Origin of the sequence: Pseudomonas sp. nanlin1 (assembly GCF_045571515.1) — a bacterium.
In the GTDB taxonomy this organism is placed as follows: Bacteria; Pseudomonadota; Gammaproteobacteria; order Pseudomonadales; family Pseudomonadaceae; genus Aquipseudomonas.
This window is the reverse complement of sequence record NZ_CP124218.1, coordinates 2,313,110-2,329,820: the sequence shown is the minus strand read 5'-3', so window position 1 is coordinate 2,329,820 and position 16,711 is coordinate 2,313,110. Positions and strand designations below refer to the sequence as shown.

At 63.1% G+C, this 16,711-nt stretch carries 15 protein-coding genes; 6 read left to right on the top strand and 9 right to left on the bottom strand.

What is annotated here, in order from left to right; genetic code table 11:
* Positions 1–27: 27 nt before the first annotated feature.
* Complete coding sequence (locus tag QCL65_RS10930; RefSeq protein WP_407316237.1) at positions 28–717, top strand: GntR family transcriptional regulator; 690 nt, start codon at positions 28–30, stop codon at positions 715–717.
* On the opposite strand, the gene QCL65_RS10925 is transcribed toward QCL65_RS10930, so the two are convergent.
* Positions 706–2,247 (bottom strand): diguanylate cyclase, encoded by a 1,542-nt coding sequence (locus QCL65_RS10925; RefSeq protein ID WP_407316236.1) that lies wholly within the window; start codon positions 2,245–2,247, stop codon positions 706–708. The genes QCL65_RS10930 and QCL65_RS10925 overlap by 12 nt on opposite strands.
* Before the next feature lie 147 nt (positions 2,248–2,394).
* Here QCL65_RS10925 and QCL65_RS10920 point away from each other — a divergent pair, with 147 nt between their 5' ends.
* Both QCL65_RS10920 and QCL65_RS10915 read left to right on the top strand, forming a co-directional pair.
* A complete protein-coding gene (locus QCL65_RS10920) occupies positions 2,395–3,726 on the top strand; it encodes an NAD(P)/FAD-dependent oxidoreductase (RefSeq protein WP_407316235.1) in 1,332 nt (443 codons plus the stop codon).
* Positions 3,727–3,945: 219 nt separating this feature from the next.
* Positions 3,946–4,677 (top strand): phosphate/phosphite/phosphonate ABC transporter substrate-binding protein, encoded by a 732-nt coding sequence (locus QCL65_RS10915; protein WP_407316793.1) that lies wholly within the window; start codon positions 3,946–3,948, stop codon positions 4,675–4,677.
* A 7-nt stretch (positions 4,678–4,684) separates the two neighbouring features.
* Here the strand turns inward: QCL65_RS10915 and QCL65_RS10910 are convergent, their stop codons facing one another.
* From QCL65_RS10910 to QCL65_RS10890, 5 genes are read right to left on the bottom strand one after another with little or no spacing between them, the layout of a single operon-like run.
* Positions 4,685–6,721 (bottom strand): LTA synthase family protein, encoded by a 2,037-nt coding sequence (locus QCL65_RS10910; protein ID WP_407316234.1) that lies wholly within the window; start codon positions 6,719–6,721, stop codon positions 4,685–4,687.
* 2 nt (positions 6,722–6,723) lie between these two features.
* Positions 6,724–7,320, bottom strand: coding sequence for a hypothetical protein (locus QCL65_RS10905; protein WP_407316233.1), 597 nt, complete (start codon positions 7,318–7,320; stop codon positions 6,724–6,726).
* Complete coding sequence (locus tag QCL65_RS10900; protein ID WP_407316232.1) at positions 7,317–8,615, bottom strand: exo-alpha-sialidase; 1,299 nt, start codon at positions 8,613–8,615, stop codon at positions 7,317–7,319. Before QCL65_RS10900 ends, QCL65_RS10905 begins: the two co-directional genes overlap by 4 nt.
* A 39-nt stretch (positions 8,616–8,654) precedes the next feature.
* Positions 8,655–9,200 (bottom strand): cytochrome b/b6 domain-containing protein, encoded by a 546-nt coding sequence (locus tag QCL65_RS10895; RefSeq protein WP_407316231.1) that lies wholly within the window; start codon positions 9,198–9,200, stop codon positions 8,655–8,657.
* A gap of 2 nt (positions 9,201–9,202) precedes the next feature.
* A complete protein-coding gene (locus tag QCL65_RS10890; RefSeq protein WP_407316230.1) occupies positions 9,203–9,466 on the bottom strand; it encodes a PepSY domain-containing protein in 264 nt (87 codons plus the stop codon).
* A 136-nt stretch (positions 9,467–9,602) separates the two neighbouring features.
* Between QCL65_RS10890 and QCL65_RS10885 the strand changes: the two genes are divergently transcribed.
* Positions 9,603–10,265 carry a response regulator gene (locus tag QCL65_RS10885; RefSeq protein ID WP_407316229.1) on the top strand — a complete coding sequence of 221 codons (663 nt, stop codon included), beginning with the start codon at positions 9,603–9,605 and terminating at the stop codon, positions 10,263–10,265.
* Positions 10,262–11,656: an ATP-binding protein gene (locus tag QCL65_RS10880; RefSeq protein ID WP_407316228.1), complete on the top strand. Its 1,395-nt coding sequence runs from the start codon at positions 10,262–10,264 to the stop codon at positions 11,654–11,656. Before QCL65_RS10885 ends, QCL65_RS10880 begins: the two co-directional genes overlap by 4 nt.
* On the opposite strand, the gene QCL65_RS10875 is transcribed toward QCL65_RS10880, so the two are convergent.
* Complete coding sequence (locus QCL65_RS10875) at positions 11,634–12,239, bottom strand: hypothetical protein (RefSeq protein WP_407316227.1); 606 nt, start codon at positions 12,237–12,239, stop codon at positions 11,634–11,636. The genes QCL65_RS10880 and QCL65_RS10875 overlap by 23 nt on opposite strands.
* Before the next feature lie 248 nt (positions 12,240–12,487).
* Here QCL65_RS10875 and QCL65_RS10870 point away from each other — a divergent pair, with 248 nt between their 5' ends.
* Positions 12,488–14,458, top strand: a complete 1,971-nt coding sequence (locus QCL65_RS10870; protein ID WP_407316226.1) for a TonB-dependent receptor domain-containing protein — start codon at positions 12,488–12,490, stop codon at positions 14,456–14,458.
* On the opposite strand, the gene QCL65_RS10865 is transcribed toward QCL65_RS10870, so the two are convergent.
* Together QCL65_RS10865 and QCL65_RS10860 are read right to left on the bottom strand one after the other, a co-directional pair.
* A complete protein-coding gene (locus QCL65_RS10865) occupies positions 14,455–15,789 on the bottom strand; it encodes an ATP-binding protein (RefSeq protein ID WP_407316225.1) in 1,335 nt (444 codons plus the stop codon). The genes QCL65_RS10870 and QCL65_RS10865 overlap by 4 nt on opposite strands.
* A gap of 29 nt (positions 15,790–15,818) precedes the next feature.
* Positions 15,819–16,562 (bottom strand): response regulator transcription factor, encoded by a 744-nt coding sequence (locus tag QCL65_RS10860; RefSeq protein WP_407316224.1) that lies wholly within the window; start codon positions 16,560–16,562, stop codon positions 15,819–15,821.
* Between the last annotated feature and the right edge of the window lie 149 nt (positions 16,563–16,711).

Sequence of the window (16,711 nt, the reverse complement as noted above, 5' to 3'; positions counted from 1 at the left end):
CTACTTTCAATGGACCCGAAGACTTCCATGCCGGACCACCAAGACCATGCGTTGGCCGCCCTCATGGCAGCCAAACCGCTTTATCTGAAATCTTCCAGCCTGTCAGAGCAGATCTACCAGCTGCTACGCGAGTTGATCCTGGAACGCAAGATTCCAGGGGACAGCGAAATGTCCGAATCACGCCTGGCTGACGAGCTTCAGGTGTCGCGCACGCCCATGCGTGAAGCGCTGGTTCGGTTGGCCGGCGAAGGCCTGCTGGTGCGTCGCGGGGCCCGCTCCTATGCAGTGCGCGCAGTCGACACCAAGGAATACTTCGACAGCATGGCCCTGCGCGAGCTGCTGGAGTGCGAGGCGATCAGCAAAGCCGTGGAACGTATCGACCAAGCCGCGCTGGAAACCCTGGCCAGCGAACTCGACGCACTGTCCAAGGGCGAACACGACGAAAGCAGCCACTGGCACTTCGACGACCGCCTGCACAACTTTATCGCCGAAGCCTCGGGCAACCGGGTGTTGGTCAAGATGTTGGTGCAATTGCGCGCCAATGCCCGCCTGTTTCGCTTGCACAGCCCACTGCATCGGCAGAAGGAAAACCATGAAGAGCACCTGGACGTGATCGACGCCCTGCGCCGACGCGATGCTCAGGCCGGCACGGCGGCCATGCGTCAGCACCTGCACAACCTGCGCAACGAGGTGCTCAAGGCCTTGTCAGGCGGCTGAGAGGCCGTCCGTTACAACTTGGTCACGACCGCCGGCCTTGGCCTGATACATGGCGGCGTCGACCCGGCGGGTCAACTGGTCGAGGGACTCCGGCGCGGCCCACTGGGCCACGCCGAAGCTACAGGTGATGGGGCCTACCTGGGGAAACGGGGTAGCGGCCATCAGCGTGCGCAGCTTTTCGGCCAAGAATGCCGCCGCTTCCAGCGCAGTGCCGGGGCACACCAAGGTGAATTCCTCGCCGCCTGTGCGGCATAACATATCGCCGCTTCGGGTCGCGCCAAGTACGCGTGCGCAGAGGTTCTTGAGCACCGTGTCACCGCCCTCATGGCCCCAGGCGTCGTTGACCTTCTTGAAGTGATCGACATCGAACATGATCAGCGACAACGGCGGCGTGCCGTCTTGGCTGTGCTCTAACAAGCGCACCACCGATTGCTCGAAGTAACGCCGGTTATACACCCCAGTCAGGTGATCGGTGGTACTCAAGGTGCGCAACTCGGCGGTACGGCTTTCCACCAGCCGGAAGGCCCGAGAGCGCTGGCTGATCAACAGGTAGACGATCCAAGTCAAGAGCAGCGACAGCAAGCCGCCGCTGGCGCTGATCACATACAACGACAGGACGTTGCCGTTGGCCTGGAGAAAATGCTCGGTGGGGCGCAAGTTCAACTGGTAGCGCTGATTGGCCACCAGCAAAGTGCGTTGGGCATTGAGGTCCGACGCTGCCGCCACGGCGACGCTGTGGTAGAGCTCATCGCTGGGCAGTGTCGCATTGGCATGGGCCAGGCTGATGCTAAGGTTGCGCAGGCTCTGGGCCGGAATGCCATGCTCCATCAGGTAGGTCACCCCCACGGCCGCGGTGGCGAAGCCGCGCAACCCGTCATCACCCGGGTAAGCCGGCAAACCGTCGGTGAACACTGGCGTGTAGAAGACCACACCCACCTGGCCGTTGCTCAGCACCAAGGGGTCGGAGACACCCAATTCGCGGTTCATCCGGGCGCTTTCCAGCAGCATCGAGCGCCCTGGGCGCGAGGCGATGTCTAACCCCGGGGCCACGTTCAGGCCATCGCGGTTCAACAGGTAGGTGACGATAAAGTGCTCGGGGCGCTGTTGCATCGGCACGCGCGCCCCGTTGAGCGGGTCGCTGTCATGGTAGACAAGATTCTCCACGCCAAGCCTGAGCGCTTGACGCTCGAAGGCCTTCAGCTCGTGGTGGCGAACCCGCCGAACCCAACCGTAGGATTCGCCCTCATCCGCCAATGGCTCGACAAAGCCTAGAAATTCCTTGCGGGTGACTTCGTCGGCATTGATGAAAAAGCGTCGAACGTTGTCCAGCTTTAAATCCTGGACCGTAAAGCGCCGCTGCAGACGGCTGACCCGTTCGTCTACGGCCAGCTCGAAGGCCGCCTGCAGCGCTTTACGATTGGCCGTTTGGGCCATGAGGCAAACCGCCGCGGTGATCAATAAGCCCAGCACCAACACGGCTGCGCATAACAGGAAGTCTGCGCCCTTGAGCGGCTGGTCATGACGGTACACTCGCGCGGGCCCCCTGGCAGAAATTTGCATAGCATGCTAAATGACTGTCTCGGCACGTCGCTCGATTGCTTGAACATTCTTCAGTCGCCAGGCCTGCAAGGCCGGCCTGGCCTATCCACGGACAGAACCTCGAGAGTACCTGCGCCCATGCCCGGCCCATTCGTAGTACCCGTTCACGGTGACCTTGAACTGCCCGCTGAAGTCGATGTGGTAGTCATCGGCGGCGGCATCATTGGCGCCTCCACGGCGCTCGAGCTGGCCGAGCGCGGACAGCGCGTGGCGCTGTGTGAAAAAGGCGGCATCGGCCATGAGCAGTCCAGCCGCAACTGGGGCTGGGTGCGCATCTCCCGGCGCGACCCGCGTGAGGTGCCGCTGATGGCCCACGCGTTGACGCTGTGGCAGGGCATGGATCAACGCCTGGGCCGCGACACTGGATACACCCGAGCCGGCATCGTCTTTGCCTGCCACGACCAAGCCGAGTACGCCGACCACGAGCGCTGGAATCACAACTTGGCCGGTTATGACCTGGATTCGCGCATGCTCTCCAGCAACGAGCTGCAACGTTTGCTGCCCGGCCAGTCGATGCCCCTCGAAGGCGGCCTGTATACGGCGGCGGATGGCCGCGCCGAGCCGCAAAAAGCCACCTCAGCCATTGCCGAAGCGGCGCGTGAGCGTGGCGCCCGGATCCTCACCGAATGCGCCGTGCGCGGCATCGAAACCCAGGCCGGGACGATCAGCGCGGTGGTCACCGAGCGCGGCGTGATTCGCTGCAAGGCCGTGGTTTTGGCCGGCGGCGCCTGGTCCAGCCTGTTCTGCCGGGCCCACCACCTGCGTTTGCCCCAACTCAAAGTGATGAACTCGGTGCTGCGGACCGAACCCTTAGCCGGCGGACCGGAGCCGGCGATCTGGAGCAAGCATTACGCGGTACGCAAGCGCCAGGACGGCGGCTACACGGTTGCCTGTGGCCATGAGAACGTGGTGGACATCGTGCCGGACTCGTTCCGTTTCGGCCGCGATTTCACCCTGGCCCTGAGCAAAGAATGGCGCTCACTGAGCTTTCGCCTGGGCGAGCGTTTTTGGCTCGAAGGGCGCCTGCCCGAGCGCTGGGCACTGGATGAGCCGAGCCCATTCGAATACGCCCGGGTGCTCGACCCCAAACCCTCGAAAAAGCTTGCGGACGGCGCCTTGGCCAACCTGACCCGGGCGTTTCCGGTGTTCCAGCAGGCGCGCATCGCCCAGCGCTGGGCCGGTTACATCGATGCGACGCCGGACGCGATACCGGTGATCTCCGACGTGCAGAGTTTTCCAGGTTTCTACATCGCCACCGGGTTTTCCGGCCATGGCTTTGGCATTGGCCCCGCCGCCGGGCGCTTGATGGCCGATCTGGTGACGGGCGATAAACCGGTTGTCGACCCCACGCCTTTTCGCTTTTCGCGGTTCAGCGACGGTTCCAAGATCGAAATCATCAGCGGGTTCTAGCAGGCCTAATCTAACTTTTAATTCTATAAAACAAGCTAAATGTGATTATTCGGGCATAGATAACCTTGGTAGATTGCAGCTCACTCTCTCGTGCAGTCGCTGCCATGTCTAACGACCTCGACACTCAACACCGCGATCATATCCAAGCCCTGCAAGCCAGTTGGACAGCCCACTGCACCCCGGTACCCGAGGTCCCTTTTGAGCATTGCACAATTACCGATGTACACGGCACCTGACGCAATCGAGCAGGCCAGTAGCCAATGGTTGGCACTGACCGCACAGCTGCTGGGGGTCGAAGTAGCGCCGTTTCACGGCGAGCTCGAGGCACTCTGGCGCCACCCTCGCCTGCTGCTGGCGCAAACCTGCGGTTACCCGCTGGTGACCCGTTTGCACGGCGCAGTCAGGCTAGTGGGCAGGCCGTGTTTCCAGTTGCCCGATGCCGAAAGCGGGCAGCACTGCAGCTTGCTGCTGGTCAAGGCCGACGACCCACGCCAAAGCCTGGCAGCGCTGCACGGGTGCCGTGGGGTGATCAACGCCTACGACTCCAATACCGGCATGAACCTGCTGCGCCATAGCGTGGCGCCATACCGCCGCGACGGCTGGTTCTTTCGCCGTATGGCGGTCAGCGGCAGCCACCGCGCAAGCCTGCGCCAGATCGCCCAGGGTGAAGCTGATCTGGCCGCCGTCGACAGCGTCACCTTCGCTTATTTAAAGCACCATGACCCGGCGCAGGTGGCAGGTGTGCGGGTGATCGCACGCAGCGTGCAAAGCCCCACGCTGCCTTACATCACCCGTGTCGACGGCCCTGACCCAGGCGAGCTGCGCGATGCGCTGAACCAGGCCCTGGCGGCGTTACCCGCCGTTGCCGAGGTCCTGGCAATCACTGCGGTGCTGGCCACCGAGCTCGATGACTACCAGGCCTTGCGCGGTTATGACACCGGCCCACTTTGAATCGCGGCTAACGCACATTCTGATAGAGCATCAGGCGCGAGGTCTCGTGCAGGCCCCGAGCGAGTTGGCGCAGGCGCACGAACTCTTGCGGGTGTTGCTCGGCGACGTTTTGCAGCGGCGTCGCTGAAGCCAGGTCGTGCAGCGTGGGTGAGGTGCCGTCGTGCTCCATTTGCAGCAGGAAATCCTGGGTCACCGCGCCTATCAACGGAAACGTGCCCTCGCGCAACACCAGCGGCACCGCCCGCTCGCCCTCTGGCGGCGGCTGTTGAATATCGCGGCCCATGGCGCCGTTGCTAAAGGGCATGCCCGTCATTCCCGCCAGCGTAGGCAACAGGTCGGCCAGGCCGACCGCCTCCTCGACCACCTTGGGGGCCAATAGGGCTGGAGCATGGATCAGCAGCGGTACGTTGTTGCTCTCCAACCCCAGTTGCTCAAACGCAGGCGCCATGTGCGGGATCTGGCTGATGCGGGTGTTGTGGTCGCCGAACAAGACAAAGATAGTGTTCTCGTAATAGCCGCCCGCTTTGGCCAATTGCATTAGCCGGCCAATGTTGAAATCCAGCAAGCGCACCGCGTTGTATTGCTCCACGCTGCGCGAGCCAGCCGCCTGGGCCTGCTCCAGGCTGACTTGGCGCACCTCGAAGCCGTCATTCTGCGCGGGGATGGTAAACGGGCGATGATTACCAGCTGTCTGAATGTAAGCGAAGAACGGCCGGTCTGGCGGCAGGCTTTGGATGATCTGGTCAGTTTGCTTGAACAGGTCCAGGTCGGAAATCCCCCAAACGTCCACGGCGGGGACCTGCCAATGGCGCTCATCGTAGAGTTTTACCCCGTCGATGCTGCGGCGCACCAAGGCATTCATGTTGGCCCAGGCGGAATTGCCGCCGATCAGGTACAGCTTTTCATAGCCTTGAAAATCATTGATCAGCGTGCGCTGGCGGGTCAGCAATGGATGGCGGGTGGCGGTCTCCTGGCGGGTCACATCAGGCACCCCGGTGATGCTCGCCCACACCGTTTTGGCGGTGCCGGTGACGGGCACGTAGAAATGCCGGAAGAACCAACTCTGGCTGGCCAGTTGGTCCAGGTTCGGGGTTGGGTTCAACGGGTTGCCATAGGCCCCAACGGCGCTGGTGCCGAGGGACTCGAGCATGACCAACACAACATTCGGCGGCCGCTCGCCAGGCGCCAGCCGATAGGCCTGTGGCGCCTGCTGGCGGGTGAAATTCAGGGCCTTGGGGTCAGGTGCGGTGACCCCGAGGTAGTGCGCCACCACCGGGTAGTGCTCGCGCACCTGGTCCTCGTCGTAGCGCGATTGGCCGGCTTTGAGGGTGTCATAGAAGAACAACACAGGGTTCAGGCCCAGCGCCGCCACTTGGTTGTTTCCGGAGAAAAACGCATCGCTCCAGCGCAGGGGCACCGGATTCTCCAGGTTGAGGTGGTCGAGCCGGCCGAGCAAACCCAACAGCACCGCGACACTGACCAGCAACGCCCCCAAGGCGGCCGCGCGCCCGCTGACTACCCGCCGCGCCCGGTCCAGGGTCAGCCGCTCCCACTTGCGCAAGGCCACGCCACACAGCGCCACGCAGCACAGCCACGCAGCGCTGATCCAGAGCACCGGATAGCTTTGCCAGAGCATGTCACGGGAAATCTGCGCGTCGTCCAGGTAGCGCAAAACACTGGCATTGATGCGCACGCCCAAATACGCGTAATGGCCGAAATCGATCACCTGCACCAGGGTCAAAACCGCCGCTGCCATCACCAGATAAACCCTGGGCAACCAGCGTAGCCGAGGCCGCGTCACCAGGTTCCAGCGCGGTAACCACAGCAACGGCACTACCGGCAACAGCAGGAGCAACGCCAGGCGTAGGTCAAAACGCAGCCCTATGCCGAGGGTGGGCAGGACCGCCGGGTCGGTGACCAAGGCGCTGGCGGGCAACCCGGAAAAGCCGAAAAAGAACAGCACCCGGCCTAGCAGCGATAACAGAAAAAATAATCCGACGGCGCCCAACCAATACTGCAGGCGGCGTGAATGCATCCAGCCCATGTCTATCCCTCTGCTCTGGTCGGTCGATAGGCCCGCCAGCCTTGGCGTAGCAACCCATACAGCACGGCCGCGCAGGCATACAGCGCGATCAACGGATCGACCAAGTAATCCCAATAATTTTCCGAAGGTTTGAGGCGCAGGGCGAAAGCCAAGGTGGCGGCTCCCAATAGAGTGACCGCCAGGGCGTTGCCCAGGTACAACAAGGCAAAGCTGAGCAAGGCCACGGCCAGGATCAGCGGCTGCGGGTTAAACCCCCAGCGGTAGGGGTCGAAATAGGTCAGGCCCAGCGTCGCCGGGTACAGCAACACCGCCAGCAGCGCGACGACCACAAGCGCCAACGGTTTCTGCCCCTCCCCCGCTGTCGCCCAACCCAGCCGGCGCAGCGCCAGCCAACCGAGCAGGACGAGGCTGGTGATCGCCGTGTCGTCGGTAAGACTGCGCACATAGGCGGCCAGCGATAGCCCATCGATGGTGGCCATGCTGAGCAAGGCGGCCAGCGCCAGTAACCCCCAGCGCGCGCGCAAGTGCTCGGTAAATGACGCCAGCAGCAGAAAGACCGCCAGGGTAAACGCGAGATGGGCTTGCCACAGGGCAATCATAGAAGGCGCTCCGCCAACCAGGCTTGATTAAAGGTCACGTGCTTGATGAAGGTGTTGTTCCACGAATAAACCAAGTGATACAGCCCGTCGGGGCTGCGGATGAAATAGGGGTACTCGTACTCGAAATCACACCCTTGCGCTGAGCACACCCGCTGGTCGAGGCCGCTGATAAATTCGGCCTCCAGGGCCTGGCGGCGCGCGCCGCTGGACGCACGAAAGCCCTCGCCAATGATTGCCTTGTAAGCCTCCATGGAGAACGGATTACCCTGGGGGTCGGGTGATCGGTCCAGATCGATCAGTGCTCGCCAGCGCTGCATACGCTCGTCGGTGCCGTACAGGCTCAAGCGAAAGCGCCCGTCGCGCAGGTCGTTCAGGGCCACCAACAGCCCACCGCCCGGGGCGCCGACGGCGGCCAGGGAAGAGTTGGGGTTGCTCGGGTCCAGCGGCAGCGGCGCACTCCAGGTCTGCCCGGCGTCCTCGGTGCGGCTGGCCAGCACCCGATGATGGATGTCGCCCGCATAACGAAGCAGGGCCACCGCCCGCTGCCCATCGAGGGGTACCACCGTGGGTTGCAGGGCATTTTTGCCACGGCTGATGCGAAATTTATCGATCACCTCGCCATCCTTGCCGAGGTACAGGTACTCGGCAAACTTGCCAAGAAATTCGTGGTAGACCGGCAGGCCAATCGAGCCATCGGCGTGAAACACCGGCGCCGCACGCACCAGGGTGCTGATGTTCATGAACGGCGAGGTGATCAACTGGCGTGGCGCCGACCAAGTGGCGCCCAGGTCGTTGGAGACCATGGCGTTGACCGTACTGCCCGCCCAGCCACCCACCGACACCGAGACATAGAACAACCACAAGCGCTGGTCTGGCGCCAAGGCCACCACCGGGTTACCCAGTTTACGGATGTACTTACCCGTTCCGGCCTGGGTCGACGCGCGGGTGGCCAGCACCTGTTCCGCGCCCCACTCGCCGGCGCTGGCGTCGTAGCGCGCTGCGCGGATCTCGACATCCCCAGCGCCTTCGCGCGAGCCGGCAAACCATACCGAGAGCAAGCCGCCGTTGGGCAGCGCGGTGACGGCCGAGGAATGCACGAAATCGTCGAGGTCCGAAGAAGCAAAACGGCTGCGGTAAATCGCTTTGGCCTCGCCAGCCCCAGGCACGTCATCAACGGTGGCCTGGGCAAACCCGGCCAATTGATGCGCGGGGTGACTGAGCCAGGCCCCGGTAAAAATCAACAGCAGGCTCAGGGTCGCGGCCAAACAAGATAAATTCGGGAGAGCTAGGCGCATAAACGTCCGCCACATCAGCAAGGATAAAAGGTCTGTAGATCAGTCGCCGCGTTCATCGGGCAGGGCCCGGCGGCGCCCGGTGACCATCGACAGCGGCAGGTTGTCACGTACCAGAAAACTTTCGTACAACGCCGCCAGCACATGCACCGCCACCAACGCGCACAGCCCGTTGGCCAGGGTTTCATGGATCTGCAACGGCCAGTCCGCGCCCCACAGAGCATCGACTTCCTGCATGGCCCAACCGCTAACGCCAATGCCCAAAATGCACAGCATCATCGCCAGCATCACCAAGGCCCCTAAGGGCGAATGGCCAAGGCGGTGCAGCGGCCGGCGTGCCAACAGCGCCTGCACGTGGGCGCGCAAGCGCGTTGGCGTCGGCCAGAAGTCGGCCCAACGGGCGCTGCGTGGGCCGATAAAGCCCCACACCAGCCGCACCCCCAGCCAAGCCACGGCGTAGTAACCGAGCCAGACATGCCAGTCACCACCGGCTTCATTGAAGAAGTAGTTGGCAACGAAGACCCCTGCCAGCGAGGCGTGAAACAGCCGCACCAGGGGGTCCCAGAGGCGCAGCGATGCGCGGGGCATGGTTACTCGATCTCGGTCTTGACGGCTTTGCCTGACACTGGGTCGTGGTAAATCTCGACCTTGCGCTTGTCTTTATCGAAGCCATAAATTTCGTAGCAGTTGCCATCGGTGACCTTGAATTTGCTGATCTGATAACCCTGGGCTTTCAACTGCTCTTGAAACTTGGCAGGGTCCTGCCACTGCGCGCGGTCGGCGCTGGTGCATTGCGGGCCGGCCACAGCCAGCGGGCTGGCGATCAACAGGGAAATCAGCAAGAATTTACGCATAGCGGGCATCCGTTAAAGTGAAGGAGCCGCTACTGTGTAAAATCAAGCTTAGGGAAAGCTTAACCAGCAACAAAGAGTTACATCTACTTTTGCAAGGCCCCGGCCGGGCGCCTCGCTATCGATCACTGGAAACCCTATGCGCCTGCTGCTTGTAGAAGATGACCGTGCTGTCGGCCAAGGCATTCGCGTGGCCTTGGGCGGCGAAGGCTATACCCTCGACTGGCTGCAAGACGGCGTCAGCGCCTTACACGCCTTGCGCAGCGAGCGCTTCGATTTACTGCTGCTCGACCTCGGCCTGCCCCGCCTCGACGGCCTCGACCTGCTGCACCAATTGCGCGCCGAGCAGCAGGGCCTGCCCGTGCTCGTCATCACGGCCCGCGACGGCACCGCCGAACGCATCGCCGGCCTGGATGCTGGCGCCGATGACTACTTGATCAAGCCCTTCGATGTCGATGAACTCAAAGCCCGCGTGCGCGCCCTGCTACGCCGCAGCCAGGGGCGCGCCCAGCCATTGCTGGAGTACGCCGGGGTGAGCCTGGACCCGTCTTGCCAACAGGTCCTGTACCACGGAGCAGAGGTCGCAATGACTCCCATGGAATATCAACTGCTGCATCAATTGATGGTACGCCCTGGCAAGGTGGTCACCCGCGAGCGCCTGTCCTCGACCCTCTATGGTTGGCAGGACCGCGTCGAGAGCAATACGCTGGAAGTGCTGATTCACAATCTGCGCAAAAAGCTGTCTGCAGAGCTGATCCGCACCGTTCGTGGCATCGGCTACCTACTGGAGCACAAGGCATGAACTCGGTCCGTGCGCGCATCCTCGGCCCGGTGCTGTGCCTGTTGTTGCTGGGCGACCTGACCATCAGTTGGCTGGCCCTGCGCGACAGCCACCGCGAAATCGAAGAAATCTACGACGCACAGTTGGCCCAGGGGGCCCGTTTGCTCCAGGGGGTTTTGCGCCAGAAGGCCCCCGGCGATCTCGACCTGAACGCTCTGTACCAGGCCTTCGATCAGGCCATGAGCCGGGTCGAGGGCGGCGAAGCCGCGCACCCCTATGAGACGCGCCTGACATTTCAAGTTTGGGACAGCGCCGGCAAGTTGCTGGTGCGCTCCGCTGAGGCCCCCGTGCTGGCCGCCCCGCCCGCCACGGTGGGGTCCCATGATTTTCTCGAGAACGGTCGCGACTGGTGCGGCTTTCTGCTGCCCGACCAACAGCAAGGGCTGCTGATCTGGGTGGGCGAGCGCGACGATGTGCGCCAGGACCTGATCCAGCGCATCGTGCGCCATACCCTGTGGCCGACCCTGCTCGGCGTGCCCCTGCTGGCCCTGGCCATCTGGCTGGCGATTGGCTGGGGCCTGCAGCCATTGCAACGCATGGCCCGGGTAATCCGTGGGCGTGCGCCCGAAAGCCTGGCCGCCTTGGACTTAGCGCCGCTGCCCAAGGAGCTGCAGCCAATGCAGACCGCTTTGAACCGGCTGTTGCAGCAGATCGACAACCTGCTTGGCCGCGAGCGGCGCTTTATCGCCGACGCGGCCCACGAACTGCGTACACCCTTGACCGTCCTGCGCATTCACGCGCAAAACGCCCGTCAGGCGCCAACTGCGGCGCAGCGCGATGAAGCGCTGGACTTCCTGGTGCTGGGCGTCGACCGCGCCGCCCGCATCGCCAGCCAACTCCTGACTCTGGCGCGCTTGGAGCCGCGTCTGGAGGGCAGCGAGCTGCAGACCTTCGAGTTGGGCACCCTGGTGCGCGAAGAACTCGCCGAACTGACGCCCCTGGCGCTGCACAAGCAGGTCGAGTTGGTACTCGACAGCCCGCAAGATTGCTTGTTGCATAGCGCTCCCGCCGCGATAACTATCGCTTTGCAGAACCTGCTCACCAACGCCCTGAATTTCGCCCCGGCCGCCAGCGAGGTACGGGTCACCCTGCTGCGCCAGGCCGATGCCAGTGTGCACCTGCGGATCGAGGATGCCGGCCCCGGTATCGACGAACCCCAGGCAGCGCGGCTGCTGGAGCGCTTCTACAGCCAGGGCAACCACCAGGGCGCCGGCCTGGGCTTGGCGATTGTAGACATGGTCGTTCGCAAATTGGGCGCCAGCCTGCACCTGCACAATAGACCCGCTGGCGGTCTCTGCGCGGAGCTGCGATTCAAAGGCGACAGTGTGGTCACTGCCGCCAGTGGGGCTTGAGAAAGGCCGCCTCGGCACCCGACAGCGTCGTGGCAAGGCTGTTGAGCAACGCCTCGGCGTTGTACTTGGGCAGCACCGCCACGAGCAAGATCACCAGAGCGCCCTGGATCAACGCGAAGGGCGGGATGCGCAACACCGGCCGCGACTCGGCGGCGAACAAGAACGCCAACCCCGCGAGGCTGCCCACCAGGGCCCCGGCAATCGCTTCGGGCAACGGGTGCACCAGAGGTGCCACGATAAAGGCGCTGATCAGCCAGGCCAGCACCAGGCCAAGCACCGCGGCCGGCCAGCGCAACGCCCCAGCGCACTGCCGCGCCAATAGGCTCAAGGCGACCGGTAGCACCAGGCAGGCATGCATCGCGTGGCCGCTGAACACCGCAATATCCAGGCTGCCCAGGCCAATGCCCCAGCCTTTGAACAACAGCTTGCTGCCGCCCACGACCGCGTAGGCCGCCGCCAGGCTCATTGCCCAGTACAGCGCCAGGCGCCGGGAACCAGCGGCCCATAGCCAAAAGCCCAACACCAGCGCGGTGGGTAACATCACGGTGATGCCCGCGTAGGCGCCTATATAGTTTATGTCCAAGGTCGTTCTCGGTAAAAAGCGCAGCTTAGGGGGCGTGCGAAGGTCTTGGGAAGGGCGGGGGCGCCACTGTACACGAATATCATATAGCCATCACCTCCTCCACCCCTCCGGGTTTGTTACCTGATGCAACTTTCATGCTTGGCGGTTAGCCGAGGGCCGAGCTGGGGAAAAACTGTCACACCTTGTCCAACCTTTATGACTGAGGATGCATACGATTCGCTTTTACGCGAACCTTTGAAGGACACCCCATGCATCGTTCTCATTGCCTGCGGCCTGTTGCCGTGCTGGTCAAACTGTCGCTGGCCTGCCTGACCAGCACGGCCCTACACGCCGAAACCCTGCCCACTGCAGCCGCGCCAGTGACGGTGCTTGAAGAGATGGTGGTCACCGCGTCAGGCTATGAGCAGAACCTTGAAGATGCGCCGGCCTCAGTGACCATCATTGACGGCGATGATCTGCGCAAGCGCTCGATTCGCGACCTGGGCGACGCCGTGCGCGATGTCGAAGGGGTAGTGGTCAATGGTGGAGCCAACGAAACCGACATCAGCATTCGTGGCATGCCGGCTGACTACACCTTGATCATGGTCGACGGCAAACGCCAGAGCGGCCGCGAATCTCGGGTCAATGGCAACAGCGGCTACGAGCAAAGCTTCGTGCCCCCCGCCGCCGCCATCGAACGCATTGAAGTGGTCCGCGGCCCCATGTCTTCGCTGTATGGCTCAGACGCCATTGGCGGGGTCATCAACATCATCACCCGTAAAGTCTCACCGCAATGGGGCGGTTCAGTGTCTTACGATTACTCGGCACGCCAGCACAGCGACCAGGGCAACGCTCGGCAGACCCAGTTCTACCTCAATGGCCCGATCAAGCAGGACTGGCTGGGCTTGCAAGTGTGGGGGCGCTACCTGGACCGTCAGGCCGACGATAACGTCGAGCAAACCAACGGCTTCACCAAGGCCGACCATAAGGACCTGACCACCCGCCTGGCATTGACCCCAACCCCAGACCAGGACCTGCTGCTGGAAGTGGGTTCTACGCGCCTGAAAAACGGCGACGGCGTAAGCCCCAACTGGGCCACGCGCGAACAGGAAAACCGCCGCGACCACTGGTCACTGTCCCATGAAGGGCGCTGGGATTGGGCGACCTCCAGCGTGTCGCTCGCCCATGAAAAGACCACCCGTGAAGGCAAAGCCAGCGCTACCCAAACCGACGTATTGGGGCGCAAACCGGAAATCCGCAATACGGTCCTGGACGCCAAACTGGTCATCCCCACCGAGCAGCACATTACTTCGGCCGGCCTGCAATGGAACGAGGGCACATTAAGCGACTGGAACCAAGGCCTGGGCGACCGGGTGAACTACGAATATTCGGTGGTGCAAAAAGCGCTGTTCGCTGAAGACGAGTGGGCGCTCACCGACAGTTTTGCGCTGACCACCGGGCTGCGCCTGGACCACCACGAGCAGTTCGGCTCGCACTTGAACCCAAGGGTCTATGGGGTTTGGCACCTGGATGACGCCTGGACGCTAAAAGGCGGTGTGGCCCGCGGCTTCAAAGCCCCGGAGCTGCGCGCGGTGATCGACGATTACGCGGTGATTCGCCGCAACCGTTTTGTGATGTTCGGTAACTCGGGGCTCAAGCCAGAATCGAGCACCAACTACGAAATGTCCTTGCTGTGGTCCAACCGCGACGATTTGTCCGCAGGGGCCACAGTGTTCTACAACGACTTCAAGGACAAACTCTCGACCGTCACCACCGACCGGGTGTCCAACGGCTTGATCGTCATGGAACGGGTCAATGTAGACAAAGCGGTCATCCAGGGCCTCGAGCTCAATGGCCGCTGGCAGGTCAACCCTGCCTTGGCTTTGAAAGCCAACTACACCTATACCGACTCCGAACAGAAAAGCGGCGCCAATGCCGGCGCGCCACTGGCCCTGACCCCCGAGCGCAAAGCCAACGTGCGGGCCGATTGGGACATCAACGACCGCGCTCAGGCCTGGACCTCGCTCAATTACTATGGCCGCGAGTACGGCAACACCCTAGCCGATGAAGCGTCCCCGGCCTATACCACCGCCGACGTGGGTGGCTCCTATGAGCTGACCACTCACCTGGCGGTCAACGCTGCCGTCTACAACTTGACGGACAAGCGCCTGGACGACGAAACCTACGGCACGGTCAACTATGGGCGTACGTTCTGGCTAGGCACCACGTTGACGTTCTAAAGCGCGGGCAAACGCACCACCGCACATAACCCCGCCGGCGGGCGATTCTCCAGGGTCAGCTCGCCGCCGTGGGCCTGTACGCAGGCCCTGGCGATGGCCAAGCCCAGCCCTACACCGCCGCCATTACGAGTATCACCGCCACCCGGGCTCAATTGCACGAAGGGTTCAAAGACCTGCTCTAACCAACTGGGCGTGATTCCTGGGCCATGGTCGAGCACCTCGATGCGCACCATTTCCGGCCCGTCTGCGTAAATGCGCAGGCTGGCGTCTCCACCATGATGCACGGCGTTGTCGATCAGGTTGGTCAGGGCGCGTTTGAGCGCCAGGGGCCGGCATTGGCAACACAACGGCGGGCCGCCGTTCCACACCACCGGCTGGCCCAGGGTGCGGTAGCGCTTGGCCAGGTCGTCGAGCAATTCCGTCAACGAGACCGTCACGGTTGCTTCTTGCACCGCGTCGCCACGCACGAAATCCAGGGTTTCACGGACCATCGCGCGCAGTTCGTCGAGGCTTTCCAACATGTCGTCCCGAGCGCTACCTTCTTCCAACAATTCGAGCTGCAAACGCAACTCAGTGATCGGCGTATTGAGGTCATGGCTGACTGCCGCGAGCATGCGCGTGCGACCCTCGACGTGCCGGGCAATGCGCTCCTGCATCAGATTGAAAGCAGTGGTCAGGTCGCGGGCTTCCTGGGGCCCCGACAGCGGCAAGGGAGCGATCCACTCACCCCGGCTGACCCGCTCGGTCGCCTGGGCCAGGGCCTTGACCGGGCGCACGATGCGCCGCATGAAGAACACCACGATCAACAACAAAGGCAGGCTGGTAACCGGCAGCGAATAGGCCAGCAAACGGCGCATTTCATAGGCCGATACCGGGTGCTGGACAATGTTCAGGTAGCGGCCGTCGCGCAGGCCGATACTGCTGCGCAAGCGCAACGGCGCCCAGCCTGCCGGGGTGAACAAGTGCCCGCGGGCCTGGCTGCCGCTGACGCGCTCCAGTTGCTGGCTGATGCCCCTGGCCTCGGGCAAGGCCAAGTGCGCGCGTACTTCATCGCTCAGCCGCTGCTCCTCCGGGTGCATGGCGAACGGCTCGACTTCGGCCTCGGCAGCCACCCAGAAATGCGTATCGGCGCTGCCCATTGACGCCAGTAAGCGCTGGGCATCGGCCGCGCCCAGGCTGTCCGCGACCTGATAGGCGGTGACCAGGCGCTCGATCACGAACTGTCGCGACAAGGGGTGAATCAATGCGCCGGTACTGCGTAACCACACCAGCGCCAGCGCATTGGACGCCAGCAGCGCCACTAACAGCAGCAACGTCAATTGGTTGGCCATGCCCCGCGGCCACAGGCGCGGCCAGCGCTTCATGGCGCGGATGGGGCGACATCGGCGGCCAGCAGGTAGCCGCCGCCCCAGACGGTCTGCAACGGTGTTTCAGCCATTTCGCCCGAGAGCTTGCGGCGCAGCCGGCTGACTTGCCGATCGATAGCGCGGTCGAACACGTCGCTGCCCGGCGTTGCCGTCAGGTCGATCAAGCGGTCACGGCTCAATACCTGGCTAGGATGGGCAAGAAAAACGCTGAGCAAACGGCTTTCGGCGGTGCTCAGCTTGACGCATGTGGCGTCACCGCGCACCAGTAGCCGGGTCGCCGGGGTAAAGCTCAGGCCGGCGAACACATAGCGCTGCGGCCCCTGCGCGGGCACTGCGACGGGCTGCGGGCGCGCCGCGCCGCGTCGGCGTAGTAGGCTGTTGATGCGAGCCACCAATTCGCGCGGCTCGAAGGGCTTGACCACATAGTCGTCTGCGCCTAGGTCGAGCCCGCGTACTCGATCGGCGGCGGCGTCGCGCGCTGTTAACAGGATCACCGCAGCGTCCGCGCGCCGGTGCAGTTGTTCGCATAGGTCAAAGCCGTTGGCGTCGGGCAGCATCACATCCAGCACAATCACGTCGAAAGCCTGCTGTTTAAGCAATTGCCACATGCCTGCAGCGTCCTCGGCGGTCCTGACGTCCATCGCATAGCGACGCAGGTAAACCGCAAGGGGATCACGAATTTTGCGGTGGTCGTCCACCACCAGAACGCGCGGCGTGGCGCAGGCGCTGAGGGCCAAGGGGGGCTCCTTGCAGAGGCTAGCAGGTGGCTATCTGCGGATGATTATCGGTTGCGGGTCGCAATGATAGCGTATTGCGCTAGCACTGGCATCCGGGCAACTGAGCTGAACTTTCTTTAGCGCTGGCACCTCCCATTTCTGACTGATAC

Bases quoted from the DNA above. Each gene is read 5' to 3' on its own strand.
- QCL65_RS10870 (WP_407316226.1), top strand. From the start codon at position 12,488: ATGCATCGTTCTCATTGCCTGCGGCCTGTTGCCGTGCTGGTCAAACTG.
- QCL65_RS10905 (WP_407316233.1), bottom strand. From the start codon at position 7,320: ATGATTGCCCTGTGGCAAGCCCATCTCGCGTTTACCCTGGCGGTCTTT.
- QCL65_RS10915 (WP_407316793.1), top strand. From the start codon at position 3,946: ATGTACACGGCACCTGACGCAATCGAGCAGGCCAGTAGCCAATGGTTG.
- QCL65_RS10890 (WP_407316230.1), bottom strand. From the start codon at position 9,466: ATGCGTAAATTCTTGCTGATTTCCCTGTTGATCGCCAGCCCGCTGGCT.
- QCL65_RS10910 (WP_407316234.1), bottom strand. From the start codon at position 6,721: ATGGGCTGGATGCATTCACGCCGCCTGCAGTATTGGTTGGGCGCCGTC.
- QCL65_RS10920 (WP_407316235.1), top strand. From the start codon at position 2,395: ATGCCCGGCCCATTCGTAGTACCCGTTCACGGTGACCTTGAACTGCCC.
- QCL65_RS10930 (WP_407316237.1), top strand. From the start codon at position 28: ATGCCGGACCACCAAGACCATGCGTTGGCCGCCCTCATGGCAGCCAAA.
- QCL65_RS10865 (WP_407316225.1), bottom strand. From the start codon at position 15,789: ATGGCCAACCAATTGACGTTGCTGCTGTTAGTGGCGCTGCTGGCGTCC.
- QCL65_RS10885 (WP_407316229.1), top strand. From the start codon at position 9,603: ATGCGCCTGCTGCTTGTAGAAGATGACCGTGCTGTCGGCCAAGGCATT.
- QCL65_RS10895 (WP_407316231.1), bottom strand. From the start codon at position 9,200: ATGCCCCGCGCATCGCTGCGCCTCTGGGACCCCCTGGTGCGGCTGTTT.
- QCL65_RS10900 (WP_407316232.1), bottom strand. From the start codon at position 8,615: ATGCGCCTAGCTCTCCCGAATTTATCTTGTTTGGCCGCGACCCTGAGC.
- QCL65_RS10880 (WP_407316228.1), top strand. From the start codon at position 10,262: ATGAACTCGGTCCGTGCGCGCATCCTCGGCCCGGTGCTGTGCCTGTTG.